Genomic DNA, 22735 nt, shown 5'->3' with positions numbered 1-22735 from the left:
GCGCGGGGGGGGGGGGGGGGGGGCCCGCGGCGCCCCGGGTGTGGGGGGGGGGTTTGAGGGCGGCCCCCCGGGGGGGGGGGCGACCCCCCCCCCCCCCCCCCCCGCCCTCTGTCGTTGACGGCCCCGCGACGGACCCCGGTGCGGCACCCGCAGCGGCAGCCGACCTCTTCGGGAGCGAGGTGGATCGCGCCACCTCCTACGTGCGGCACCTGGCCACCGCCGGCGTCGAGCGCGGTCTCATCGGACCGCGCGAGGTTCCCCGCCTGTGGGAGCGCCACCTCCTGAACTGCGCCTACCTCGGTGAGCTTGTCCCCGACGGGGCGACCGTCGTGGACGTCGGCTCCGGCGCCGGGCTGCCGGGCATCCCGCTGGCGCTGGCCCGGCCCGACCTCACCGTGCGGCTCGTCGAGCCGCTGGAGCGCCGCTTCACCTTCCTCCGCGAGGTCGTGGAGGAGCTCGACCTGCGCGACCGCGTCGCCGTCGCGCGCGGGCGCGCGGAGGACGTGCGCGGTGAGTTCACCGGCACCGTCGTGACCGCCCGCGCCGTCGCTCCCCTGGCCACCCTCTACGGGTGGACCCTGCCGCTGTGCGCGACCGGCGGTCACCTGCTGGCCATCAAGGGCCGCACGGCCGCGGACGAGGTCGCCGCCGCCGCGGAGACGCTGCGGTCCCTGGGTATCGCGGAGGAGCCGACGATCGAGCACGTCGGACCGGACGACGGCACGGGCACCACGGTCGTCCGCGTCCCGCGCGGGACGGGGCCGCTGCGGACGCCGTCCGCCGCCGGACCCGCCGCGCCGCGCCGCCGGCAGACCGCGCGCCGGGGCGCGCGACGTTCCTGACACACGCACCTGCACACCGCGCCGCTCCGGCGCAGGACGAGAGGGACACGGTGACTGAGCTGGGCTGGTTCGCGACCTCACCCCGCGCCGCGCACGAGAGCACGCCGCTCGGGTGGATCGGGGCGCGACACAGCGCCCCGGACGAGACGGAGTCGGCGGCGGAGGAGCAGGCGGCCGCGGAGCCGTCGCCGGCCGTCGAGCCCGCAGCGACCGGCCCTGCGGCCGCGTCGACCACTCGACCTGCGGGTCAGTCGGTGTCGCTCCTCCAGGAAGCAACCGTTCCACGTGGAACAGACGCCGCCGTAGACGTAGCCGGAGGGACATCACAGGACACACAGCCAACCGCCGTGGACGAGAGCGCTGCGTACGCCGACGTTTCACGTGGAACGGGGTCTGAGGCCGCTGCGGCGGACGAGCGAGTGGTGAGAGCGGTGGACGCTGTCCCCCTCGTCCGCCCATCGGAGAAGAGCGAGTCAGCCGCCCCGACAGTCGACGTTCCACGTGGAACAGATGTCGTCAACACCGTCACTGCTGCTCCCGCTCCTGCGAGCCCGCCCCTCAACGACGTTCCACGTGGAACGGACACCGACGAGGTCGAGGAGGAGCCGGTCACGCCGCCTCCTCCAGCTGCCCGACCCGTCTCGGCGCCGCTGCCCAAGCCCGCCACTACCCGTGTCATGACGATCGCCAACCAGAAGGGTGGCGTCGGCAAGACGACGACGGCCGTCAACATCGCGGCTGCGCTGTCAGCCGGTGGCCTCAAGGTCCTGGTCCTCGACCTGGACCCGCAGGGCAACGCCTCGACGGCGCTCGGCGTCGAGCACCACGCCGAGGTCCCCGGGGTGTACGAGGTCCTCGTCGAGGGTCGGCCCCTCGCCGAGGTCGTCCAGCGCTGCGCGGAAGCGCCGGACCTGTGGTGCGCTCCCGCCACGGTGGACCTCGCGGGTGCGGAGATCGAGCTGGTCTCGATGGTCGCCCGCGAGTCCCGGCTGCTGCGGGCGGTGAAGAAGTACCTGACGGCCGTCGAGCGCTCCGGTGAGGGGCGGTTCGACTACGTCCTGATCGACTGCCCGCCCAGCCTGGGGCTGCTCACCATCAACGCCTTCGTCGCAGCTCCCGAGGTGCTCATCCCCATCCAGTGCGAGTACTACGCGCTGGAGGGTCTCTCGCAGCTCCTGGCGAACATCGAACTCATCCAGGAGCACCTCAACCCCGACCTCGAGGTCACGACCATCCTGCTGACCATGTACGACGGCCGCACCCGCCTCGCCGCGCAGGTCGTGGACGAGGTGCGGACGCACTTCGGCGAGCAGGTGCTGCGGACGCTCGTGCCGCGGTCGGTGCGCATCTCCGAAGCGCCGAGCCATGGGCAGACCGTCATGGCGTACGACCCGCTGTCCTCCGGTGCGCTCGCCTACCTGCAGGCCGCGCGGGAGATCGCCCAGCGCGGTGCAGCGCCCGAACCGGCGGACACGCCTGTGGATCCACGTGAAACATCGTCGGCGGCGCGAGATGCTGCCACCGGTGCGGCGCCGACGGGGGAGGACCCCTGGTCGCGGTGGACGGACGGGACGGCACGACGACGCGGTCTCGCGTCGAAGGAAGGTGGAGCGTGAGCGACAAGCGGCGGGGTCTCGGCCGAGGGCTGGGAGCCCTCATCCCGGGGGGAGCGGCCGGTCAGGGGCCGTCGCGGACCGGAGCGGACGGCCGGGCGTCGGTCCCGCCCGTCATGCGCCCGTCAGCGCGGCCGGTGGACCTGTTCTTCGACCAGCGCCGTGACGAGCCCAGCGCCGTCGCGGTGCAGGAGGCCGACGCGCTCGCCGACGCCCCGGAGCAGGACGACAGCACCACCGAGGCCGCTGTCGAGACGCGTCTCGGCGACCTGGCCCTGGTCCGCACCGCGGACCCGGAGACGGTGGAGGAGCCGGTCGACACGTCCGCCGAGACCGTCACCGCCGAGGAGGCGGGTACGGCGGCCGAGGAGCCGGCCCCCGCGGTCGAGGTCGACCGGGACGAGCCCGTCGCCGTGGACGAGCGGTCCACGGGCGAGGCGCCCGCGCCTGACGACCTGCTGCCCGTCCCGGGCGTGACGTTCGCCGAGATCCCCGTCGAGCGCATCTCCCCGAACCCGCGTCAGCCGCGCACGGTGTTCGACGAGGACGAGCTGGCCGAGCTGGTCCACTCCGTCCGGGAGATCGGCGTCCTGCAGCCCGTCGTCGTGCGGCGGGCCGGGGACGACTACGAGCTCATCATGGGTGAGCGCCGCTGGCGCGCCGCCACGGAGGCCGGGCTGGGCGCCGTCCCGGCGATCGTGCGGGAGACCGCCGACGACGACCTGCTGCGCGACGCCCTGCTGGAGAACCTGCACCGCAGCCAGCTGAACCCGCTGGAGGAGGCAGCCGCCTACCAGCAGCTGCTGGAGGACTTCGGCTGCACGCACGAGGAGCTGGCCGGCCGCATCGGCCGCTCGCGCCCGCAGATCAGCAACACGCTGCGCCTGATGAAGCTGCCGCCCCTCGTGCAGCGGCGCGTGGCCGCCGGCGTGCTCAGCGCCGGGCACGCCCGGGCCCTGCTGTCCCTGGAGGACGGCGGCGCCATGGAGCGGCTCGCGCAGCGCATCGTCGCCGAGGGCCTGTCCGTGCGGGCCGTCGAGGAGATTATCGCCCTCGGCGAGGCCGACGACACCCCGCGCCGACGCAACCCGGCCCGCCAGCAGCCCGAGCTGGAGCAGCGCGCCTCCGGCCTGGCCGACCGCCTCGACACCCGCGTGCGCATCACCATGGGCCGCACCCGCGGGCGCCTGACGGTCGACTTCGCCGGCCTGGAGGACCTGGACCGCATCCTCGCCCTCCTGGACGCGAAGCCCGAGGCGCCGGTCAGCTAGCGCGTTCCGGGGCGGGCTCCGCCGTGGACGCGGGGAGCCGTCTCTCCGCCCTGCCCCCGACGTCGCGCGCCCTCGGGCGCCGGTGGACGGGGGCGTGCTCCGGACGACGGCTCCCCGCGTCCACGACTGCGCCCGCGCGGTGGACGGCCGGCTAGCGGGTGCGCCCGCTGGGGTGACTTCCGCCGCGGGTGCGGAGCGTCAGTCCTCCACGAGTCCTCAGCCGTGCAGGGCCGCGTCCACGAGAGCGCGGTACACCTCGGCCACGGACCGGCCGGCGGCCTCGACGGCCTGCGGCAGCAGGGACGTCTCCGTGGTCCCGGGGGCCACGTTGGCCTCCAGGAACCACGGCACCCCTTCGGCGTCGACGACGAGGTCGACGCGGGACAGGTGCCGCAAGCCCAGGACGGTGTGCGCCGACCGGGCGGCCTCCGCCACGGCGGCCGCGACCGCGTCGTGGAGCCGGGCGGGGGCGAAGAACTCCGCCGGGCCCGCGGTGTAACGGGCGGCGTAGTCGTAGCGGCCGCCGTCGGGGACGACCTCCACCGCCGGCAGGGCCTCCGGGCCCGAGCCGGTGTCGACGACGGAGACGGCGACCTCGGTCCCGGCGACGTACCGCTGGACGACGACCGTGCCGTCGTAGGCGAAGGCCTCCACGACGGCGCGCGCGAGCTGGGCGGCGTCGTCGACGACCGTGACACCGAGGGCGGACCCGCCGTGGGCGGGCTTGACGACGGCCGTGCGCCCCCCGGTCCAGGCGTCGACGGCGGCCAGGACGGGCTGCGCGCCCAGGTCGCGGAAGGTGCTCTGCTCCAGCACCACCGACTCGGGGGCGGCGAGGCCCGCCGCGGCGACGGCGGCCGCGGCGAGGGGCTTGTCCCAGGCGAGGCGGGCCGCGGCGGGCCCGGACCCGACGTAGGGCAGGCCGAGCAGGCCCAGGACGTCGCGCAGGGCCCCGTCCTCGCCGACGGCTCCGTGCAGGGCGGGCCAGACGACGTCGGGGGCCTCGTCGCGCAGCCGCGCCAGCAGCCCGGCGTCGGCGTCCAGGACGCTCACCTCGCACCCGCCGGCGCGCAGCGCCTCGGCGACGCGGCGGCCCGAGCGCACGGACACGTCGCGCTCGTGCGACAGGCCCCCGGCGAGGACGGCCACGCGCGGTCCGGCGGCGCTCACACCAGCTCCGGGCCGGGCGCGTCGACACCGCGGCCGGTGTGACCGCCGTGGGCCACCGCCCCGAAGGTCCGCAGGACGTCCAGCTCGTCGTGGACGACGGCGGCGAAGCGCCGCACGCCCTCGCGGATGCGCTCGGGGGTGGGGAAGCAGTACGACAGCCGCAGCGAGCGGCTGCCGGAGCCGTCGGCGTAGAAGGCGGTGCCGGGCACGAACGCCACCCGCCCGGACACGGCCCGCGGCAGGAGCGCGCCGGCGTCGACGCCCTCGGGCAGCGTCACCCACACGTAGAAGCCGCCCCGCGGGCGGGTCCAGCGCACGCCCGTCTCCCGCTCCGGCAGGTGGGTGGCCAGCGCGTCGAGCATCGCGTCGCGCCGGTCGCGGTACAGCTCGCGGAAGACCTTCACCTGCCCGCGCCAGTCGTAGGTGCGCAGGTACTCGGCGATGGCGAACTGCCCGAACGTCGTCGGGCACAGGACGGAGGATTCCGAGGCGAGCGTCAGCTTCTCGCGCACCGCGGGCGGGGCGATGGCCCACCCGACGCGGAAGCCGGGCGCGAAGGTCTTGGAGAACGAGCCGAGGTGGACCACGCCCGTGGCGTCCACCGACCGCAGGGCGGGCAGCGGGTCGCCGTCGAAGCCGAGCAGCGCGTACGGGTCGTCCTCCAGGACGAGGACGCCGTGGCGGCGGCACACCTCCAGCACCTGCGGGCGGCGCGCCGCGGACAGCGTCACCCCGGCGGGGTTGTGGTGGTTGGGCACCGTGTACAGCAGCTTGACGCGGCGCCCGGCGGCGGTGAGCTGGACGAGGGCCTCCTCCAGCGCCTGCGGCTGCAGCCCGTCGTCGTCGAGGGGCACGTGCACGACCTCGGCCTCGTAGGCGCGGAAGACGCCGAGGGCGCCGACGTAGCTGGGCGCCTCGGCCACGACGACGTCGCCGGGGTCGAGGAACACGCGGGCGACGAGGTCGAGGGCGGCCTGCGAGCCGGTGGTGACGACGACGTCGTCGGGGTGGGCGTCGATGCCCTGCTCGCGCACGACCTCCACGACCTGCTCGCGCAGCACCTCCTCGCCCTGCCCGGAGCCGTACTGCAGGCTCACCGCGCCGCGCTCGGCGACGAGGCGCTGGGCGATCGCGGCGATCTCCTCCAGCGGCAGCGCCGGCAGGTACGGCATGCCGCCGGCGAGGGAGACGACCTCGGGGCGGTTGGCCACGGAGAACAGGGCGCGGATCTCCGAGGCGCGCATGGACGAGGCGCGGCGCGCGTAGCCGTCGAGCCAGGGGTCGAGGCGGTTGCCGCGGGCGGCGGCGGCCGTCGTCCCCGCGGCCGCGGCGGACGCGGGTGGCGCGCCGCCGGGACGGGTGGACGACGGGTGCTGGCTCACGGTGGTCTCCTCGGGTCGGCGCGCTCGCGCGCGGGTCGGGCGGTGCCGCGACGTGCGGGACGGCGCGGGTACCGTCCTCCTAGGATGCCCCTTCGGCCCGTGCGCGCGCCGGACGCGTGGTGCGGGCGTCGGCGTGGTGTGACGACGGCGCTGTGGACGAGGCTGTGGACGACGTGCGGAAGGGGCGGCCGCGGTGGGTCGACGCATGGCGCCGCTGACGCTGGACACGCTGCCCGACCTGCCCAAGGCGTCGCGGCGGTGCGTGTGGTGGGAGCTGGACGAGGCCGCGGGCCGGCGGGCCGCGGAGGCCGGCTACCCGGACTTCGAGAAGGAGGCGTGGGTCTCCACCGTCCTGCTGCAGTGGGGACCGTGCGGCCGCCTCGTCTACGTGGACGAGCAGGCCGTCGGGTTCGTCGTGTACGCGCCGCCGGAGTACGTGCCGCGGCAGGCGGACGCCTTCCCCACCTCCCCGGCGAGCGCCGACGCGGTGCTGCTGACGACGGGCTGGATCGAGCCGGCGTTCCGGGGGCAGGGGCTGGCGCGGATGCTCGTGCAGGGGGCCGCGAAGGACCTGACCCGGCGCGGGGTCAAGGCCGTGGAGTGCTTCGGCGGCGGCCCGGCGGCGGTGGGCGGCGACGGCGACGACCGCGACGCCCACCAGCACGGCGACCCGTGCGTCCTGCCCGCGCACCTGCTGGAGTCGGTGGGGTTCACGGTGGTGCGCCCGCACCACCGCCACCCGCGGCTGCGGCTGGACCTGAAGACGGCGATCAGCTGGCGCGAGGACGTCGAGCAGGCGCTGGAGCGGCTGCTGGGCAGCGTGCGGGTGCCGGTGCTGACCGGGGTGGCACCGGCGCCGTCCTGAGCGGCCCGGTGCTGCTCGCAGCGCCACCGCGCCGACTCAGCCCGTGACCGCGCGCAGCGCCACCTGCCCGGCCGCGCCCAGCGGCAGCAGCAGCACGAGCCACGCCGCCGCCAGGCCGGCGCCCCGGGCGCGAGCGCCGCGGGCCGCCTCCGACGTGGCGCCCAGGGCGAGCACCAGCGCGGCGCCGACGACGCAGAAGACGACCGCGTCGCCGGGGTGGCGCAGGTACCAGCCGTAGCCGACGGCGCCCTCGGTGAGGAAGACCGCGCCCAGCACGGCCGCGGCCGACGACGCCGGGCCCAGCGCGCGCACGCGCCGCCAGCACCAGCCCGCCGCTCCCAGCAGCGGCCCGCCCAGCACGCCGCTGCCCGCCCACAGCAGGACCATCGAGGGGTTGACGCCGAAGCCGCGCAGCGACGACACGGCGTAGTAGCCGGCGACCTCCCCCGCGCACACCAGGAGCCCCGCGACCGCGGCCGTCCACGGACGCCGCGCCAGCGCGCCGACCGCGAACGCGGGCGCCAGCCACGGACCCACCGCGTTGGCCAGCCCGGCGAACGGCCACGGCAGGACCGTCTGCAGGCCCGAGGTCGCTGCGCCCCACGCCACGCTGACGAGCACGGCGACGGCGAGCACGCCGGCCGCGGTGCGGGGCAGCCGTCCGGTACCTGTCGACCGGACGCGGACGAGGGGGTCGGTCACCCTCCGATCATCGGTCGCGGCGGGTGGCGGAGTCGTCACGCCGTGGTCGGAACCCCGCCGCCGGCATCTCCTCCCGCGGGTCGACGGCCCGTCAGGCCGGCCCGGTCCCCTCGCCCTCGCCGTCGCCCTCGCGCGAGCGCCGCACGTACCAGGCGGCGAGGAAGTACCCGGCGACGAGCGTGAGCGTCACCTTGACGATCCACAGGAACGCGGTGTCGTCGTCCCGCATCACCGTCCACGCCAGACCGGCGAGGACCGCGTACAGGATCCCCGTCCGCTTGGACTGCTCCAGCGTCTTCGTCGCTCTCCACCACGGTTGCCGCGCCACCCGGACAGTGTGCCGCCGCGGCGCCGGCCGGACCGACGCGCGGTCGGCCGGACACCCGGGCGGCCGGCTGTAACGCTGCGCGCCGCGCAGCGATGTACCGGTGAGCCCGGGGGGCTCGCGCCGTGGTCCGGGGGGATCCGCGGTCGCGGGTCGGGCTCGCAGGGGGAACGCGGTGTCGCGTCCGGTGGCCGGGGGTGGTGCGGGCCACCGGACGCCGCACCGGGTCCCACCCCTCTCGACCTGTCCTCGGCCCGTGCGACGTCGCCGGGTCCGCCCGTCGGCGCTGGTCGTCGTGCCAGGCTGGACGCGTGGACGAGCCCGACGAGGACCGGTCCCGCCGCGACCCCGGCTCCGACCGGGTGTCGTTCCGCGGCGGTGACGCCTTCGCGTCCTTCTCGCGCGAGCACGACGTGCGGTCCGGGCCGCGCAGCACCTGGGTGCTCGTGGCGTCCACGCTCGGTCCGCTGCTGGTGATCGCCGTCCTGCTGCTCCTGCAGGTGCGCTGACCCTCGCCGCAGGACAGCTGCGGCCGGACGTTCCCACGGGCTCGACCGCAGCGGGCCTCACCGGTAGGCGGGCTGGTCCCGCGCCGGGTCGGCGGGCACGACGTCCAGGCCGGGGTGGGCGAGCAGGTCGGCGATCGCCGCGCGGGTGCCACCGACCCCGGCGTAGTGCGCGTCGACGTCCTTCGTCACGCACCACGCCCGATCCGCCGGCCACACGAACGCCGGATCGGGACGCGGCGCCTGCTCGGGCGACCCGTGCGGCGGGTGGAGCACCGCAGCCCACTGCTCGTGCGCGGGCAGGTCGGTGGCGGCGCCCTCGAACAGGGAGAACCGGCGGTTCGGCAGGTCCAGCGTCGCGCCGGGGTGGACGGGACGGGCGCCCCAGCCGTCCCAGACGGCGAACACGCACCGCGCCGGGGTACCGGTCCGAGCGGCGAGGACGCCGAGGACGGTGTGCAGCTGCTGCCGCTCGCTGGGCGCGTCCGGTCCCGGGTCGTGGGGGACGTCGCCCTCGGACTGCCCCGGGCTCGTGGGGTCGGGGGTGAACCGCACACGGGCGTACGCCTCGAAACCGGCCGGCCCGAGGGTGACGAGCCGGTGCCAGGGCTGCGGGTCGTCGCGCAGCCAGGCGGCCGCGGTGGCGTCGCCGCACGGGGACACGGTCACCGCCGCACCTTGCCACGGCCGGTCGCGGCGATCACCCCCTGCGGCGATCACGTCCGGGGGATGCTGGGCCGATGGCGCCCAGCGACGTGCAGCCCACCCCCGCCCCCGAGCGCGACGTCCTGCGCCGCGTCCCGCGGGCCGTGGCCGCCGGTGCCGTGCTCGTCGTCGCCCTGCACCTGCTCCTCGGGGACGGGCTGTGGCGTTCCGTCCTCGTCGGCGCCGCCGTGGCCGCGTGGATCGTCGTGGACGGGACGCTCGCCGACCGCCGGGCCCGTCGGCGGCAGCGCGAGGGGTCGGCGCGCTGACGGCTCACACCCTCGACCACACCACCAGCAGGAGCAGCGGGACCGCGAGCACGGCCTGGGGCACCCCGACCAGCGCCGCGGTGACCCGGACGTCGGCCCGGCGCGCGGCGGCGACACCCGCGGCGAGCGGCACCGGCAGCAGCGCCGCGACGGCCATCGCCACCAGCGTGGACCCGGCGACCGCACCCGGGTCGAACACCGACCACGCCACCGCGTGCGCGAGCAGCGGCAGGGCGAGGGCGACGAGGACCAGGCCACCGGCCACCGCCCCCGCCACGGAGGCGCCGCGCGTCGCCGGTCCCGCGCCCGGGGACGACGTCACAGGACGGGCCCGGGCGCCCGCGCGCGCAGGTCGTCCCGCTCGGCGTGCAGCCGCTGCAGGCCCTGGCGGGTGAGACCGCGCCACTGCGCGTCCAGCACGGCGCGGGCGGCGGGCGGCGAGGTCCCCAGCGCGCCCGCCACCGCGGCGGTGGCCTCCTCGGCGTCGGCCGCCGAGAGCACCAGGTCGAGGACCTCGTGGGGGCGTTCCGCAGCGGCCAGCAGCGCGTCCAGCAGGTTCAGCCGGTGCCGCACGTCGTCGTCCACGCACCGATGGTGGCAGCGGCGGTGCCGGCTCCGCCGGGGAACGCCCAGGTGCTCGTGCGTGCCGCTGACCCGCTCGGCGGGACCCGCGCCCTCACCCGCCGCGCAGGTCCGCCAGGGAGGGCATCCGAGCGAGGGGCAGGTCGTCGACCGGGCGCAGCTGCCCCCAGCCGAACGCCGACTCCGCGACCCAGTCCTGCAGGCGGTCCGCGAGGTGCTCGGCGACCTCCGCCGTCGAGGCGGGCGGGTCCACGTCGGACGGGTCCGGTTCCCACCAGGGGGACAGGAGCCGGTCGGTGAAGCGGTCGCCGGGCGCGTCGACCCGCACCCACACGTCACCGCCGCGGCCGCCGGCACCCCACCGCAGGCCGACGCCCTCGACCTCGTCGGCGCGCAGCACCGCCCGCACGACCGGTGCGACGACGTCGCGCAGGGACCGGGCCAGCCGCTCGTCGTCCGCGTCGGAGACCGGACCCGGTCGCGGCCCGTCCCCGCCCGGCGCACCGCCGTCGACCCGCTGCCACCCCGCGCTCACCGCACCTCCCGTGTCGTCCAGGGTGCCCGCCCCCGTCGCAGGGGGCGAGGTGTTCCCGGACGGGCGGATCCGGCGATCACCTGCGGCGCGGGACGGCGGTGACGACGATGGCGGGGTGAGCGGGGCGGTGGAGGACGGCGCGGTGACCGGTGTCGACGAGGCCGAGCCGCGTCCCGGGGGACCGGTGGGGGCCCTCGCGTCGGCGGCGCTGGCGGGGCTGGCCGTCGGCGTGGTGCTCCTGGTCGCCGGTGGCGCGTGGCTGCAGCAGGCCGGGGGTGCGTCCGGTGCCGTCCCCTGGGGTGCGCTGGTCACGCTGGTGCTCGCCGTGGGGTCCCTGGCCCGGGGAGGACTGGCCGCGCTCGCCTACTGGGTGTGCGCGGCGCTGCTGGAGCGGCGGACGCCCGCGGGCTGACCCGGCGGTCACGGCAGGACGGCGGTCGCCTCCACCTCGACGAGCACGTCGGGCTCGAACAGGTGACTGACGCCGATGAGCGAGGCCGGGGGCAGGGGGGACGGCAGGCCGAGCTCCGCGGTGACCTGCTCGACACCGGCCATGAACGGGCCGATCTCCTCCGGGGTCCAGCCGGTCACGTAGAACGTCAGCCGCACGACGTCGCCGAAGCCGGCGCCGGCGGAGCGCAGGCCGGCGGCCGTGTTCCGCAGGGCGTGGGCGACCTGCCCGGTGAGGTCGCCGGGGGCCAGCGGCCGCCCGTCCGCGTCGCGGGCGATCTGGCCGGCGACGTGGACGTGCCGCGTCCCGGTGGCGACGGCGACGTGGTGGTACGGGACGGGCTGCATGAGGCCGTCGGGGCTGGACAGCTGCACGGGCACGGGGGCTCCTCGTCGGGTCGGTGGGTGCGGAGGGTTCCGCGACCTCGGTATCCCTGTGATACTCGGTGGTCGCCGGGAACTTCAACGAGACGAGGTGTCGTGCCGGGAACCACCCACCCCGAGGCGCTCCGCATCGCCGCGCCGCACCGGGAGCTGCTCGACCAGGTCCTCGACAAGTGGTCGCTGCAGGTCCTGGAGGAGCTGTGCGAGCGCCCGTCGCGGTTCAGCGAGCTGCGCCGCGCGATCCCCGCCGTGACCGGCAAGTCCCTCACCGCGACGCTGCGGCGGCTGGAGCGCAACGGCGTCGTCGAGCGCGCCGTCGTCAGCACCCGGCCCGTGGCCGTCGAGTACCGCATCACCCCGCTGGGCAAGACGCTGCGCGAACCCGTCGAGGCGCTGCTGCGCTGGACGACCGCGCACCTGCCGGCGGTGGAGGAGGCGCGGGACCGCTTCGACGCGGAACTGGCGGGGTGAGACGCGCTGCGCCGTGGGTGGTGCTGCTAGCAGCGCTCGCCGGCTGCTCGGCGCCCGCGCCGCCGGAACCCACGGCCCCGTCGGCCTCCCGGCCCGGTGACGTCCCGGTGCGGGTGACGGCGCTCGCCGCCAGCCCGCTGGCCGACGCGCCCAGCGCCGTCCTCGTCCACGTCGAGACCGAGCCCGGTGGGGCACCGGTCGCCGCGGCCGCGGTCGACGTGGTCGAGGGCGGGGAGGGGCTGGTGCAGCACGTGGCCCCCGGCCGGTACCGCCTGCGGGTGGAGCAGCGCGAGTGCGCGCCCGGTGAGGACGTCCCGCTGTCCTGCCCGGCCGACGCCGGCTCCGGTGCCTACGCCCCCGTGCCGGTGTGGGCGTGCGCGACGACCGTCGAGGCGCGCGCCGGCCAGGAGGTGCGGGTCCGCGCCGTCGGGGGACCGGACGCCGGGCGCACCGACGACGCCGAGTGCCTGACCGACGGGTGACCGCGGGATCAGCGCCGCCAGAACAGGTGGTGCACGACCCCGCTGGGGCTGGGGACGACGTCGTGGTGGAAGCGGTCGTCCAGCTCGTCGGGCGACTCCCACAGCCTGCTGCCCGCGCCCAGCCGCACGGGCGCGACCGCGACGTGCAGGTCGTCGACGAGGCCGGCGTCCAGGAACGCGCGGACCGTGCTCGGGCCGCCGCCGATCCGCACGTCCAGACCTCCCGCGAGCTCGCGCGCCACGGCCAGGACGTCGGCGGGCTCGCCGCCGGTGAAGTGGAACGTCGTGGCGCCCAGCGCGAACGACGGCCGCGGGTGGTGGGTCCACACCACGACGGGCGTGCGGAACGGCGGCTCGTCGCCCCACCAGCCGCGCCACTCGTGGTCCTCCCACGGGCCGCGCTGCGGGCCGAACTTCCCCCGGCCCATCACCTCCACGCCGATGCCGCGGTGGAAGTCGCGCACCAGGTGGTCGTCCAGACCGCGCGAACCGCCCGGTGAGGTGCGGTTCGGGAAGCTCTCGGTGGCGATCGCCCACCCGAGCAGGTCCACCGGGTCGGCGTGGCCGAACGGCCGCTCCAGGCTCCGCCCCTCCCCGGCGCCGTACCCGTCGGCCGAGACGCCGAAGTTCTGCACCCGCACCCGCTGTCCCACGTCCGCTCCTCCCGGTGCACCGCCGTCGAGGCTCCGACCCCGCCGGCGGGCCGGACTCATCGCCCGACCGGGCGGTGGAGGACGGAACCGGCGCTCCCCGGTCGCCGCGGCGGGCACCGTGGTCCCGTGAGCTTCGAAGGTCTGCGGGCGGTGCCCGACCCCGCGGTCGGGGCGTGGATCGTCCCGCGCCTCGGGCACGGCTGGAGCGCCGGCGGTGTCGTGCCCCGCGGGTACGCCGCGTACGCGCGCGTCCTGCACCCGGTGGACGCCAGCCGGCCGCTGCGGGTGCGCACGTGGGCGGAGGTGTGCGAGCGCACCGGCCGCACCCCGTCCGCGCTGATGCGCTGGGAGGACGTCACCGTCCCCGCGCCGGGCGCGCGCCTGCCGGTGACCCTCGCCGGGCGGTGGGACCAGGTCTCGACGTACGTCGGCACGTTGGACGCCACCGTCCTGGCGCCGCTGCCGGACGCCCTGGCCCCGTCCACCGGCGGCCAGGACTGCTTCCACGCCCTGTGGGACGGGCGCGGCTGGCTGCACGGCGGCGACGCGGTGGCGGTCCTGACGGCCGACGACGCCGACGACGCCGACGACGCCGACGACCCGGCCGAGGACCCGGCCGAGTGCCGGCAGCCGCCCGCTCCCGCGGCGCTGCGGGAGGCCCTGGCGGGACCGCGCCTGCGGCTGCTGCCCGACCGCGACCACCTGCTGTTCCGCGGTCCGCTGCACGCCGCGCTGAGCATCGGGGAGCAGACGACGCCCGACCACTTCCACGGGTGGTCGCCAAACCTGCTGTGGCCGGCGGACCGCTCCTGGTGCCTGGGCACGGACATCGACCTGGACTCCACCGTGGTCGGCGGCTCCGCCGCCCTCGTCGACGCCGTGCTGGCCGCACCCGGCGTGGAGGCGTGGCCGGTCGGCGAGGACGACGACCTGTCCCCGTGGGGGCCGCCGCCGGACGCCTGAACCCGGTCGGGCACCGTCCGACGCGTTCGCCCCCGCGCCGCGCACCGCGCTGTCAGCCTGACCCGGTGGACGTCACCGTGCCCGTCATCCTGGTCCTCGTGGTCGTCACGGCCCTCTACCTCGGCCGCCTGCGCGCGACCCTGACCAGGAGCGCCGACGCGCAGGAGCGGATCGCCGCCTCGCTGGAGCAGCTGGTCCGCGCCGACGCGCAGCGGGACGCCGACCTCGACCGCTCGTGAGGCCGTGACCGCGCTCAGCGGCGCCCGAGCGCGCTCAGCGGCCGGGGTGCTGGGCGAGCCGTGCCCGCAGCCGCGGGCCGAGCTCCACGTCGTGCGGCAGTGCGGCCAGCTCCTCCGCGTCCACGTCGACGCCGCGGGAGCGCGCGGTGGCCGCCAGGTGAGCCCAGTACCGCGCGGCGGCCTCCTCGGGCGAGGACCCGTCGAACGGCTCGTCGGGCCCGACGACGACCCGGGCGGTCCGTTCGACCTCCTCCGGGAAGGTGCGGGACCACAGACCGGGCGGGCCGCTGGCCGCCCACCCCCGGTCGTCGAGCAGGACCACCCGCCGTCCGCCGGTCACCTCGAGCGCGAGCAGCGCCGACGCGGCCACCCGGCGCTCCTCGGGGTCGGGCTCGGTCACCTCGTCCAGCTCCACGGACGTCACCAGTCGCACGGCACCAGCATCGGGTACGCCGGCCCGCGTGGCCGGTGCGTGAGCGGGTTCCGGGGAGGACCGGTGGAGCGCGCAGCGCGTCCGTGGGCGGTGTGGTGGCCTGCGGGGAGCAACCGCCGACCGGGGAGGACCGTGCCGCCCGACGAGTCCTCGCGAGCCCCGCGGGCCCGCGCCGCCCAGCGGACCGGTGCTGCGCTGCTGGTCCTCGGCGCGCTCGCCGTCGCCGTCGTCCTCTGGCAGCCGTGGGTCTCCTGTCCCGGTGAGGACTCCTCCGCCGGGTGCCGGCCGGGCAGCGGGGAGCTGACCGGCCTCGTCATCGCGCTGCTCGTGCTGCTGACCGGGGCGGTGCTCGTCGCCCGCGCGCGGCGCTCCTGACGGCCACGCACGCGGGGTCACCACCCGTCCGGCTGCTCCAGCGCGACCGCCTCCCGCACGATGGTCCGTGCGGAGCTGTCTGGAAGAGCTGGACGGCCCGGACCGCACGAGCGGAGGTCGACCGGTGGCAGCACCCCTGCACCCGCGCGAGGACGAGCGGCTGGCCTCGCTGCGCAGCTACCAGGTCCTCGACGGCGGCCCGGACGCGGCGCTGGACGCCCTCGTCGCCGCGGCGGCCCGCGCGCTCGGCGCCCCCGCCGCCGCGGTCAGCCTCCTCGACGAGCACCGGCAGTGGTTCGCCGCCGCCACCGGCCTGCCCGCCGTCCTCGGCCACGACGAGCGCCAGACCCCGCGCGACGTGTCGTTCTGCGCCCACGTCGTCGCCGGCGGGCAGCCGCTGGTCGTGCCGGACGCCACGGCCGACGACCGCTTCGCCGGCAGCCCCCTGGTCACCGGCACCGGCCGGGTGCGCTCCTACGCCGGCGCTCCGCTCGTCGGCCGCGACGGGCTGCCCCTCGGGGCGCTGTGCGTGATGGACACCGAGCCGCGCGCGCTGGACGAGGCCGCGGTGCGGGTGCTGCGGGACCTGGCCGACACCGTCGCCGAGCTGCTGGAGCTGCGCCGCGCCGACGCCACCGCGGGCCTGGGCAGCCGCGACGTCCTCGCCGAGAGCCGCGCCCTGCGCGCCGGCATCGACGCCGGGCAGCTCGTCGTGCACTACCAGCCCGTCGTGGAGCTGGCCACGGGCCGCTGGATCGGCGTGGAGGCGCTCGTGCGCTGGCAGCACCCCGAGCGGGGCCTGCTGCCGCCCGCGGCGTTCCTGCCGGTGGCCGAGTCCAGCGGCCTGGTCGTCCCGCTGGGCCGGTGGGTGCTGCGCGAGGCGTGCGCGCAGGTGGCGCGCTGGCGCGCGGAGGTCCCCGAGGCCGCCGACCTCTACGCGGCGGTGAACCTGTCCGGCCGCCAGCTGGGCGAGGCGGACGTGCACGAGACCGTCGCCGAGGCGCTGGCCCTGTCCGGGCTGCCGCCGCAGGCGCTCATCGTGGAGCTGACCGAGACGTGCCTGGCCGGTTCCTCCGAGCAGGTCGACGTCGCCCTGCAGCGCGTGCGCGACCTGGGCGTGCACCTGTCGCTGGACGACTTCGGCACCGGGTGGGCGTCCTTCGCCTACCTGCAGCGCTTCCACCCCGGCGCCGTGAAGATCGACCGCTGCTTCGTCGCCGCGCTGGGCCGCTCCGAGCGCGACGACCTGCTGGCCCGCTCCCTCGTCGAGCTGGGCCTGGGGCTGGGCTGCCACGTCGTCGCCGAGGGCATCGAGCGGCGCGAGCAGGTGCAGGCGCTGCTGGCGATGGGTGTGCGGCACGGGCAGGGCTACCTGTTCTCCGCGCCGCGCAGCGCCGACGACCTGCGCGGCTCCCTGCACCGCGCGCGGCCCGTCGCGCACCCCGCCGGACGCGACGGGGCCCCGGCCGCTCGCTGAGCGGCCGGGGCCCCGGGGTGCGCCGGTCTCAGCCGAGGTACTCGGCGAGCTCCTGCAGCAGGTACGGCTTCGGGCGCGCGCCGATGACGGTCTTGACGACCTCACCGCCGGAGTAGACGTTCATCGTCGGGATCGACGTGATGCCGTACTTGGCGGCCACGGCCGGGTTCTCGTCCGTGTTCAGCTTCACGACGCGGATCTTGCCCGCGTTCTCGGCGGCGATCTCCTCCAGGACGGGCGCGACCTGGCGGCACGGGCCGCACCAGGGCGCCCAGAAGTCGACGAGGACGGGCACGTCGGACTGCAGCACCTGGGTGTCGAAGTCGGCGTCGGTGACGGGGGTGGTGGCGCTCACGGGCTGCCTCCTGGCGGTCGGTGGTGGGACGGGGGACCTAGGCGCGGGGCTCAGGCGGGAGAGACGGAACCCTCGCGCGGCTGCGGCCGCGGCACGGTCTCCGTCTCGGGCACGTGCGGGACCTGCGTCTCCTCGCGCGGCGGGTTGACGTCCTGGGCGACGTCCCCGCGGTCGGCGAGGTACTTCTCGGCGTCCAGCGCCGCGGAGCAGCCCATCCCGGCGGCCGTGATGGCCTGCATGTAGCGGTGGTCCACCACGTCACCGGCGGCGAAGACGCCCGGCACGTTCGTCGCGGTGGTGCGGCCCTGGACGAGGACGAACCCGCTCTCGTCGAGGTCGACCTGCCCCTTGACGAGGTCGGTGCGCGGCTCGTGGCCGATGGCGATGAACAGGCCGGTCGCGTCGACGTCGCGCTCCTCGCCCGTCACCGTGTCGCGCAGCCGCACGCCCGAGACCTTCTCCTCGCCGTGGATCTCCACGACCTCGGAGTTCCACGCGAAGGAGATCTTCGGGTTGTCGTGGGCGCGCTTGGCCATGATCCGGGAGGCGCGCAGCTCGTCGCGGCGGTGCACGATCGTCACCGACTCGGCGAACTTCGTCAGGAAGGTGGCCTCCTCGACGGCGGAGTCGCCGCCGCCGACGACCAGGATGTGCTGGCCGCGGAAGAAGAACCCGTCGCAGGTGGCGCACCAGCTGACGCCGCGGCCGGACAGCTTCTTCTCCTGCGCCAGGCCCAGCTCGCGGTAGGCGGAGCCGAGGGCGAGGACCACCGCGTGGGCGCGGTGCGTCTGCCCGCCGCCGGTCACGACCTCCTTGACGTCGCCCTCGAGGCGGACCTCGACGACGTCGTCGGTGACCAGCTCGGCGCCGAAGCGCTCGGCCTGGGCGCGCATGTTGTCCATCAGGTCGGGGCCCAGGATCCCGTCGGGGAAGCCGGGGAAGTTCTCGACCTCGGTGGTGTTCATCAGCGCACCGCCGGCCGTCACCGACCCCTCGAACACCAGCGGCCGCAGGTCGGCGCGGGCTGCGTAGAGGGCGGCGGTGTACCCGGCGGGGCCGGAGCCGACGATGATCACGTTGCGGACGTCGCTCACCGAGGTGGACCTGCTTTCCTTCGCTCGGACGGGGACCGGTCTCTCCGGTCCCGACGTGCAGAACCGATCGTAGGGGGCCGGTGTTCCCCCGCCCGGCGGGCGCGGGCCCGCCCCCCGCCCGCCGGCGTCAGGACCCGTCGGAGCTGGTGGGCGCGTCCCCGCCGTCCGGCACGGGCACGTCGACGCGGCTGATCGGCTCGTCGCCGGGCCGGCAGTCGGCCGGCACGACCACGGCCTCCGCCTCCTCGCCGGCGCGGTGCACGACGACGGCGGCGGGGTCGCCGCGGAAGGCGGCGAACGTCACCGACACCACCGACCCGGTCGCCACGCCCAGCTCGCGGGTGCAGGCCAGCACCCGCTCGGCGGCCGGGCGCTGGTCCTCCGCGGACGTGGCGGCGGGTTCCTCGGGAGCGCTGAGCAGCCGCGGCCCGGTGGCCGCCGCGGCGCCCTCGTCGGGCGCGGGCTCCGGCTCCCCGACGACCGCGTCGTCGAGGGTCTCCTCCGCCAGGTCGCGCACGACGGCGACGTTGGCGACGTCCTGCCCGGTCTCCAGGACCTTCGCGCTCGCCGGCACCCGCTCGGTCAGCGCGGTCGTCGCCGGTTCGCCGCCCAGCCGGTCCACGGCCACGGCCCCGCCCGCCAGGACGGTGACGCCCGCGGCGACGGCCAGGGCCCGCTGCCAGCGGCGGCCGCGCCGTCCACGGGCGGCGGCCAGGGAGGCGACGGTCGCGCCCGCGGGCTCGCGCTCGGCCCGCTCGGCCTGCGCCGCCGCCAGCGCGTCGTGCAGACGGGCGGCCACGTCGTCGGGCAGGGTCAGCGGCCGCGCGCCCTCGGCGCGCAGCAGCTCCCGCACCCGCGCCTGGTCGTGGTCCGGCGCGTCGAAGAGCGCCTCGGCCACCGGGTCGGCCGGCTCGTCGAGCCCCCTATGTGAGCCGTCCTCGGCGGCCCGCCCCGCGCGGTCCCCGCGCGGCGCCGGCGGGTCCACCCGCTCCTCGTCCTCGCTCACGCTGCACCTCCTGGCTGTCCGGCGGTCCCGCCGTCCGTGGTGGGGCCGGTCCTCCGACGCGCCACCGGGGCCCCGGGTTCCCTCACCCCTCACCGCCCGCGCGCTCACGGGCGGTGAGCAGCTCGGCGAGCGCGGTGCGACCGCGCGAGCAGCGCGACTTCACCGTCCCCACCGCCACCCCGAGGACCTCCGCGGCCTCGGCCACCGGCACGTCGTACATGTCGACGAGGACGAGCGCCGCGCGCTGCGCCTCCGGCAGCCGCGCCAGCGCCCGCGTCACGTCCAGGCGGGCCTCCACCGACGGGGTCGCGTCGGCCACGACGGCCAGCGCGGCGCCCGTGCGGGGCGCGTCGTCGCCGGCGCCGACCTCCTCCTCCAGCGGCCGGGTGGGGCGCACGGCCCGCCGGCGCGCGCGGTCCAGGCACGCGTTGACGACGATGCGGTGCAGCCACGTCGTGACCGCCGAGTCGCCGCGGAAGCGGTCCGCGGCGCGCAGCGCCGAGACGAGGGCGTCCTGGACGGCGTCGGCGGCCTCCTCGCGGTCACCGGTCGTGCGCAGCGCCACCGCCCACAGCCGGTCGGCGTGCCGGCGCACCACCTCCCCGAACGCGTCGGGGTCCCCGGCCACGTGGGCGGCGACGAGCTCGGCGTCGCTGCGCGGGTCCGCGGGGGTGCCGCCCGGCCCGCCGCCGCGGGCAGGGGTCACGGCGCCGGGGGCGGCGCGTCCCCGGCCGGGGCGACGGGCACCCCGACCACCGCGACGTCGTCGAGGACGAGCCGCGGCTCGCCGTCGGTCGTGGGCAGCTGCGTCACCCACAGCAGCAGCTCGCGGGCCCGCACGGGCTCGGCCGGGCGCAGCTCCCGCGGCCCGCCCAGCGCCGTCTCGGCCACGACGGGACCGGCCGGGTCCGGGCCGGCGCGCAGCTGGAGCACGCCGCCGTCGCCGGGACCGGTCGCGGTGACGGCGGTGACGTCGACCTCCGCGCCGAGGTCGAGGACGATCCCCTCGCCGGTCTTCAGGCCGCCGAAGTCGGGGGAGTTGTAGCGCTCGCCGCGCCAGGAGGTCGCCGGGTCGCCGTCCAGCAGCGCCTCCGCGCCGCCGGGCGCCTCCCCGTCGCCCTCGGGGTCGACGGCCGTGGCCGCCGCGACGGGCACGGGACCCGGCTCGGCGGGCGCGGGCGCCGGCTCGGCCGGGGGCTCGGCGGGCGCCGGCGCGGCGTCCTGCGGCTCCTCCGGCGCCGGGGCGGCGCTCGTCGCGGCCGGTGCCCCGTCGCGGGCGGAGCCGACCAGGCCGCTCAGCTGCCACACCGCCAGGATCAGGCCCAGGACGACGAAGGCGCCCACGACCGCCAGGACGAACCGGGAGTCGTCGCGGGCCGGGCGCGCCACGGGCCGCGGCGAGGCGAACGGCACGGGCGGCTCGGCGGCGGGCAGGTCGTCCCCGCGGCCCAGGCTCTCGCGCACCTCGCGGGCCGCCTGCTCCCCGCGCAGCCGGTGCAGCTGCTCGGCGAAGGCGTCCATCGTCCACGGGGCCAGCTGCAGGGCCAGCTCGGCGGGGTCGCGGGGGCCGTCCTCGTGCGGGCCGAGGGTGACCACGCACAGGGTGTCCAGGTCGTTGGGGACGTGCGGGCGCACCTCCTGCGGGGGCACGGGCCCCTGCTCGGCGGCCGGCGCGGGCGGCAGGCCGTCGTGCGCGGCGACGCCCTCCACGGCCGGCCAGCGGGCGGTCAGCCCCGCGTACGCGAGCGCCACCAGCCCGACGGCGTCGGCGCGGTCGGCCAGGGCCGCCGCGCGCAGCGGCGAGACCCGCGGCGGGTCGGGGTCCAGCGCGGCCTCCACGCCCACCCCGAGGACGCGCACCACCCCGTCCGGGCCCAGCACGAGGGAGTCGGGGGTCAGCCGGGTGTGGTGCAGGCCGCGGCGCCCCGCGGAGTCCAGCGCCGAGGCGGCCTCGCCGACCAGGGCCCGCACCGCGCCGGCCGTCAGCGGCCCCGAGCGCAGCAGCTCGGTGAGGGTGCGGCCGACGACTTCCTCCTCCACGACGAACACGCGCCCGTCGTCGGTGCCGGCGTCCAGGACGCGCGGCAGGCGGGTGTCGGCCAAGACGGCGGCGCGGCGGGCGGCGTCGAGGAACTCGGGGGCGCGCGGGTCGGCGGCGTCGAGCGTGCGCACGCGGACCCAGCGCTCCAGGGTGGTGTCGCGGGCGCGGTACTCGACCGTCTCGGGCAGCCCGGGGACCTCCCGGTCGATCACGTAGCGGTCCGCCACGCTGTCCCGCGTCCCGCCGTCCAGCTCCGCCCCCCGGTCCGCGCCCCGTGCCCCGGTGATCTCGGAGCGTGACTGCACCGTGCCGTCCGCGTCCGGTGCCGCGGCCATGCTATGCGGGCCCGCGCGCCCCGGTCGCCGGACGCGCGCAACGGTCCGGTCACGCCCACAGTGGTGCGCATGACACGAGCGACCCGCACCCCCGCCGCCCGGCCCACCGCCCGGACCGCCGCCCGGACCGCCGTCCGCCGGCGCCGCGGCCCGGTGTCCGGTGCCCTCGCCGGCGCGGTCGCCGGCGCCGCGGGCACCACGGTCCTCAACGCCGTCACCTACGGCGACATGGCTTGGCGCGGGCGCGCCCCCAGCAGCCTGCCCGCCGACGTCGTCGCGGCGGCCGCCGAGCGCTGGGGCACCCCCGTGCCCGGCTCGCGCGCCGAGCGCGCCCACCGCACCGAGGCCTACGGCGCCCTCGGCGGGATCGTCGCCGGGGTCGGCGCCGGCAAGGTCGTCGGGTTCCTGCGCGGCTGCGGCCTGCGGATGCCGCCCGTGCTGGGCGGGATCGTCACCGGCGCGGTGGCCATGGCCGCCACCGACTGGCCCGCCCACGCCCTCGGCGTCACCGACGTGCGCACCTGGACGCGCGAGGACTGGGTCGCCGACGCCGTCCCGCACCTGGCCTTCGGCCTGGCGACCCACGCCACGCTGCGCGCGCTGGACCCGCCGGCCCCCCGCCCGGCCCGGCGCGCCGAGGGCGGCACCGCCGTCGTGGACCGCCCCGAGCCCTCCGGCGCGAGCGCCGTCGCGCGCAGCGCGCTGCTCGGCGTCGCCGCCGGCGCCCGCAGCTCGCTGGGCTTGGCCGGCCCGGCCGTGCTGTCCGCCGCCACGGCCGCCGTGCCCAGCGGTGCCGTCGCCACCGCCCTCGGCACCCTCGCCGTGGGCGGCGAGCTCGTCGCGGACAAGCTGCCGGCCACGCCCAGCCGGCTCAGCGCGTCGGGCCTGCCGGTGCGCCTGGTGACCGGCGCCCTCGGCGGCGGCGTCCTGGGCCGGCGCGAGGGCGCGGGCGTCGTCGCGCCCGCCCTGGCCGGGCTGCTCGGCGCGGTCGTCGGGTCCAACGTGGGCGCCGCCTGGCGCGCGTGGGCGGGGCAGCGGGTGCCGGACTGGCAGGCCGCGCTCGTCGAGGACGCCGTGGCGCTGGGCCTGACCGTCGTCGCCGTGGTGCCCGGCCGCCGCCGCTGACGCCCGCCGCTCCCGCGGGCGCGTCCGCGCGCGGGACGTGAGGGGCCGGGGGAGGAGCCGGGTGGCGGGCGGGTGGCGTCGGGGC

Annotated in this window: 30 protein-coding genes; 14 read left to right on the top strand and 16 right to left on the bottom strand. The window is 77.5% G+C overall.

All coding sequences use genetic code 11. The features are described 5' to 3' along the window. The first annotated feature begins 179 nt into the window (after window positions 1–179). From rsmG to AB8M62_RS11240, 3 genes are all read left to right on the top strand, one after another. On the top strand, window positions 180–842 hold the full coding sequence (rsmG, locus tag AB8M62_RS11250; protein WP_369069615.1) for a 16S rRNA (guanine(527)-N(7))-methyltransferase RsmG: 663 nt from the start codon (window positions 180–182) through the stop codon (window positions 840–842). 677 nt (window positions 843–1519) lie between these two features. Beyond that, the gene (locus AB8M62_RS11245; protein WP_373694914.1) at window positions 1520–2458 is read left to right on the top strand and encodes a ParA family protein; all 939 of its coding nucleotides are present in this window, start codon (window positions 1520–1522) and stop codon (window positions 2456–2458) included. Next, a complete protein-coding gene (locus tag AB8M62_RS11240; protein WP_369069613.1) occupies window positions 2455–3726 on the top strand; it encodes a ParB/RepB/Spo0J family partition protein in 1272 nt (423 codons plus the stop codon). The genes AB8M62_RS11245 and AB8M62_RS11240 overlap by 4 nt, the downstream gene beginning before the upstream one ends. 216 nt (window positions 3727–3942) lie before the next feature. On the opposite strand, the gene AB8M62_RS11235 is transcribed toward AB8M62_RS11240, so the two are convergent. After that, on the bottom strand, window positions 3943–4896 hold the full coding sequence (locus AB8M62_RS11235; RefSeq protein WP_369069612.1) for a D-alanine--D-alanine ligase family protein: 954 nt from the start codon (window positions 4894–4896) through the stop codon (window positions 3943–3945). After that, complete coding sequence (locus AB8M62_RS11230; protein ID WP_369069611.1) at window positions 4893–6278, bottom strand: aminotransferase-like domain-containing protein; 1386 nt, start codon at window positions 6276–6278, stop codon at window positions 4893–4895. The genes AB8M62_RS11235 and AB8M62_RS11230 overlap by 4 nt, the downstream gene beginning before the upstream one ends. A 193-nt stretch (window positions 6279–6471) precedes the next feature. Between AB8M62_RS11230 and AB8M62_RS11225 the strand changes: the two genes are divergently transcribed. Further along, complete coding sequence (locus AB8M62_RS11225) at window positions 6472–7143, top strand: GNAT family N-acetyltransferase (protein ID WP_369056273.1); 672 nt, start codon at window positions 6472–6474, stop codon at window positions 7141–7143. 36 nt (window positions 7144–7179) lie between these two features. On the opposite strand, the gene AB8M62_RS11220 is transcribed toward AB8M62_RS11225, so the two are convergent. Both AB8M62_RS11220 and AB8M62_RS11215 read right to left on the bottom strand, forming a co-directional pair. Beyond that, the gene (locus AB8M62_RS11220) at window positions 7180–7845 is read right to left on the bottom strand and encodes a DUF6518 family protein (protein ID WP_369069610.1); all 666 of its coding nucleotides are present in this window, start codon (window positions 7843–7845) and stop codon (window positions 7180–7182) included. Window positions 7846–7936: 91 nt separating this feature from the next. After that, window positions 7937–8173, bottom strand: a complete 237-nt coding sequence (locus AB8M62_RS11215) for a hypothetical protein (protein WP_369069609.1) — start codon at window positions 8171–8173, stop codon at window positions 7937–7939. A 308-nt stretch (window positions 8174–8481) separates the two neighbouring features. Here AB8M62_RS11215 and AB8M62_RS11210 point away from each other — a divergent pair, with 308 nt between their 5' ends. Then, the gene (locus AB8M62_RS11210) at window positions 8482–8679 is read left to right on the top strand and encodes a hypothetical protein (RefSeq protein WP_369069608.1); all 198 of its coding nucleotides are present in this window, start codon (window positions 8482–8484) and stop codon (window positions 8677–8679) included. A 57-nt stretch (window positions 8680–8736) separates the two neighbouring features. On the opposite strand, the gene AB8M62_RS11205 is transcribed toward AB8M62_RS11210, so the two are convergent. Beyond that, window positions 8737–9345 (bottom strand): hypothetical protein, encoded by a 609-nt coding sequence (locus AB8M62_RS11205; RefSeq protein WP_369069607.1) that lies wholly within the window; start codon window positions 9343–9345, stop codon window positions 8737–8739. A 71-nt stretch (window positions 9346–9416) separates the two neighbouring features. On the opposite strand from AB8M62_RS11205, the gene AB8M62_RS11200 reads away from it, so the two are divergent. Then, window positions 9417–9650 (top strand): hypothetical protein, encoded by a 234-nt coding sequence (locus AB8M62_RS11200; protein WP_369069606.1) that lies wholly within the window; start codon window positions 9417–9419, stop codon window positions 9648–9650. Window positions 9651–9654: 4 nt separating this feature from the next. On the opposite strand, the gene AB8M62_RS11195 is transcribed toward AB8M62_RS11200, so the two are convergent. From AB8M62_RS11195 to AB8M62_RS11185, 3 genes are all read right to left on the bottom strand, one after another. Next, window positions 9655–9915 (bottom strand): hypothetical protein, encoded by a 261-nt coding sequence (locus AB8M62_RS11195; protein WP_369069605.1) that lies wholly within the window; start codon window positions 9913–9915, stop codon window positions 9655–9657. 53 nt (window positions 9916–9968) lie between these two features. Beyond that, on the bottom strand, window positions 9969–10235 hold the full coding sequence (locus AB8M62_RS11190) for a hypothetical protein (RefSeq protein ID WP_369069604.1): 267 nt from the start codon (window positions 10233–10235) through the stop codon (window positions 9969–9971). A gap of 91 nt (window positions 10236–10326) precedes the next feature. Beyond that, on the bottom strand, window positions 10327–10767 hold the full coding sequence (locus AB8M62_RS11185; protein ID WP_369069603.1) for a hypothetical protein: 441 nt from the start codon (window positions 10765–10767) through the stop codon (window positions 10327–10329). Window positions 10768–10882: 115 nt separating this feature from the next. Here AB8M62_RS11185 and AB8M62_RS11180 point away from each other — a divergent pair, with 115 nt between their 5' ends. Further along, window positions 10883–11179, top strand: a complete 297-nt coding sequence (locus AB8M62_RS11180; protein ID WP_369069602.1) for a hypothetical protein — start codon at window positions 10883–10885, stop codon at window positions 11177–11179. Window positions 11180–11187: 8 nt separating this feature from the next. On the opposite strand, the gene AB8M62_RS11175 is transcribed toward AB8M62_RS11180, so the two are convergent. Continuing rightward, window positions 11188–11565: a RidA family protein gene (locus AB8M62_RS11175; protein ID WP_373694916.1), complete on the bottom strand. Its 378-nt coding sequence runs from the start codon at window positions 11563–11565 to the stop codon at window positions 11188–11190. A gap of 132 nt (window positions 11566–11697) precedes the next feature. On the opposite strand from AB8M62_RS11175, the gene AB8M62_RS11170 reads away from it, so the two are divergent. Both AB8M62_RS11170 and AB8M62_RS11165 read left to right on the top strand, forming a co-directional pair. Then, window positions 11698–12072, top strand: a complete 375-nt coding sequence (locus tag AB8M62_RS11170; RefSeq protein WP_369056282.1) for a winged helix-turn-helix transcriptional regulator — start codon at window positions 11698–11700, stop codon at window positions 12070–12072. Next, window positions 12069–12554 carry a hypothetical protein gene (locus AB8M62_RS11165; RefSeq protein ID WP_369069600.1) on the top strand — a complete coding sequence of 162 codons (486 nt, stop codon included), beginning with the start codon at window positions 12069–12071 and terminating at the stop codon, window positions 12552–12554. The genes AB8M62_RS11170 and AB8M62_RS11165 overlap by 4 nt, the downstream gene beginning before the upstream one ends. Before the next feature lie 8 nt (window positions 12555–12562). Here AB8M62_RS11165 and AB8M62_RS11160 read toward each other — a convergent pair whose 3' ends face one another. Continuing rightward, on the bottom strand, window positions 12563–13207 hold the full coding sequence (locus AB8M62_RS11160) for a dihydrofolate reductase family protein (RefSeq protein ID WP_369069599.1): 645 nt from the start codon (window positions 13205–13207) through the stop codon (window positions 12563–12565). Window positions 13208–13333: 126 nt separating this feature from the next. Between AB8M62_RS11160 and AB8M62_RS11155 the strand changes: the two genes are divergently transcribed. Together AB8M62_RS11155 and AB8M62_RS11150 are read left to right on the top strand one after the other, a co-directional pair. Further along, complete coding sequence (locus AB8M62_RS11155; RefSeq protein WP_369069598.1) at window positions 13334–14170, top strand: hypothetical protein; 837 nt, start codon at window positions 13334–13336, stop codon at window positions 14168–14170. A 65-nt stretch (window positions 14171–14235) separates the two neighbouring features. Then, a complete protein-coding gene (locus AB8M62_RS11150; protein ID WP_369056286.1) occupies window positions 14236–14409 on the top strand; it encodes a DUF8066 domain-containing protein in 174 nt (57 codons plus the stop codon). Between the two features lie 34 nt (window positions 14410–14443). Here the strand turns inward: AB8M62_RS11150 and AB8M62_RS11145 are convergent, their stop codons facing one another. Beyond that, the gene (locus tag AB8M62_RS11145) at window positions 14444–14842 is read right to left on the bottom strand and encodes a hypothetical protein (protein WP_369056287.1); all 399 of its coding nucleotides are present in this window, start codon (window positions 14840–14842) and stop codon (window positions 14444–14446) included. 132 nt (window positions 14843–14974) lie between these two features. Between AB8M62_RS11145 and AB8M62_RS11140 the strand changes: the two genes are divergently transcribed. Then, on the top strand, window positions 14975–15217 hold the full coding sequence (locus tag AB8M62_RS11140; RefSeq protein WP_369069597.1) for a hypothetical protein: 243 nt from the start codon (window positions 14975–14977) through the stop codon (window positions 15215–15217). 124 nt (window positions 15218–15341) lie between these two features. Next, window positions 15342–16694 carry a sensor domain-containing phosphodiesterase gene (locus AB8M62_RS11135; RefSeq protein WP_369056289.1) on the top strand — a complete coding sequence of 451 codons (1353 nt, stop codon included), beginning with the start codon at window positions 15342–15344 and terminating at the stop codon, window positions 16692–16694. A gap of 28 nt (window positions 16695–16722) precedes the next feature. On the opposite strand, the gene trxA is transcribed toward AB8M62_RS11135, so the two are convergent. The 5 genes from trxA to AB8M62_RS11110 form a co-directional block, all read right to left on the bottom strand. Beyond that, entirely contained in the window at window positions 16723–17049 is a 327-nt protein-coding gene (trxA, locus tag AB8M62_RS11130) for a thioredoxin (RefSeq protein WP_369056290.1), read from the bottom strand. 50 nt (window positions 17050–17099) lie between these two features. Next, on the bottom strand, window positions 17100–18143 hold the full coding sequence (gene trxB / locus AB8M62_RS11125; protein WP_369056291.1) for a thioredoxin-disulfide reductase: 1044 nt from the start codon (window positions 18141–18143) through the stop codon (window positions 17100–17102). A gap of 127 nt (window positions 18144–18270) precedes the next feature. Then, window positions 18271–19149, bottom strand: a complete 879-nt coding sequence (locus AB8M62_RS11120) for an RsmA family anti-sigma factor (protein WP_369069595.1) — start codon at window positions 19147–19149, stop codon at window positions 18271–18273. 82 nt (window positions 19150–19231) lie between these two features. Then, entirely contained in the window at window positions 19232–19855 is a 624-nt protein-coding gene (gene sigM / locus AB8M62_RS11115; protein WP_369069594.1) for an RNA polymerase sigma factor SigM, read from the bottom strand. Beyond that, complete coding sequence (locus AB8M62_RS11110; RefSeq protein ID WP_369069593.1) at window positions 19852–21417, bottom strand: hypothetical protein; 1566 nt, start codon at window positions 21415–21417, stop codon at window positions 19852–19854. The genes sigM and AB8M62_RS11110 overlap by 4 nt, the downstream gene beginning before the upstream one ends. A 177-nt stretch (window positions 21418–21594) precedes the next feature. On the opposite strand from AB8M62_RS11110, the gene AB8M62_RS11105 reads away from it, so the two are divergent. Continuing rightward, on the top strand, window positions 21595–22650 hold the full coding sequence (locus AB8M62_RS11105; RefSeq protein WP_369069592.1) for a hypothetical protein: 1056 nt from the start codon (window positions 21595–21597) through the stop codon (window positions 22648–22650). Window positions 22651–22735: the final 85 nt, after the last annotated feature.

This window comes from Kineococcus terrestris (assembly GCF_041020755.1).
Classification (GTDB): domain Bacteria; phylum Actinomycetota; class Actinomycetes; order Actinomycetales; family Kineococcaceae; genus Kineococcus; species Kineococcus terrestris.
The sequence above is the reverse complement of the archived record's forward strand: the minus strand, read 5'-3'. Positions and strand labels throughout refer to the sequence as shown.

What these genes read in the sequence shown, in the direction of transcription:
- AB8M62_RS11245 (WP_373694914.1), top strand. Translation starts at nt 1,520, where the DNA reads ATGACGATCGCCAACCAGAAGGGTGGCGTCGGCAAGACGACGACGGCC.
- AB8M62_RS11175 (WP_373694916.1), bottom strand. Translation starts at nt 11,565, where the DNA reads ATGCAGCCCGTCCCGTACCACCACGTCGCCGTCGCCACCGGGACGCGG.
- AB8M62_RS11200 (WP_369069606.1), top strand. Translation starts at nt 9,417, where the DNA reads ATGGCGCCCAGCGACGTGCAGCCCACCCCCGCCCCCGAGCGCGACGTC.
- AB8M62_RS11105 (WP_369069592.1), top strand. Translation starts at nt 21,595, where the DNA reads ATGACACGAGCGACCCGCACCCCCGCCGCCCGGCCCACCGCCCGGACC.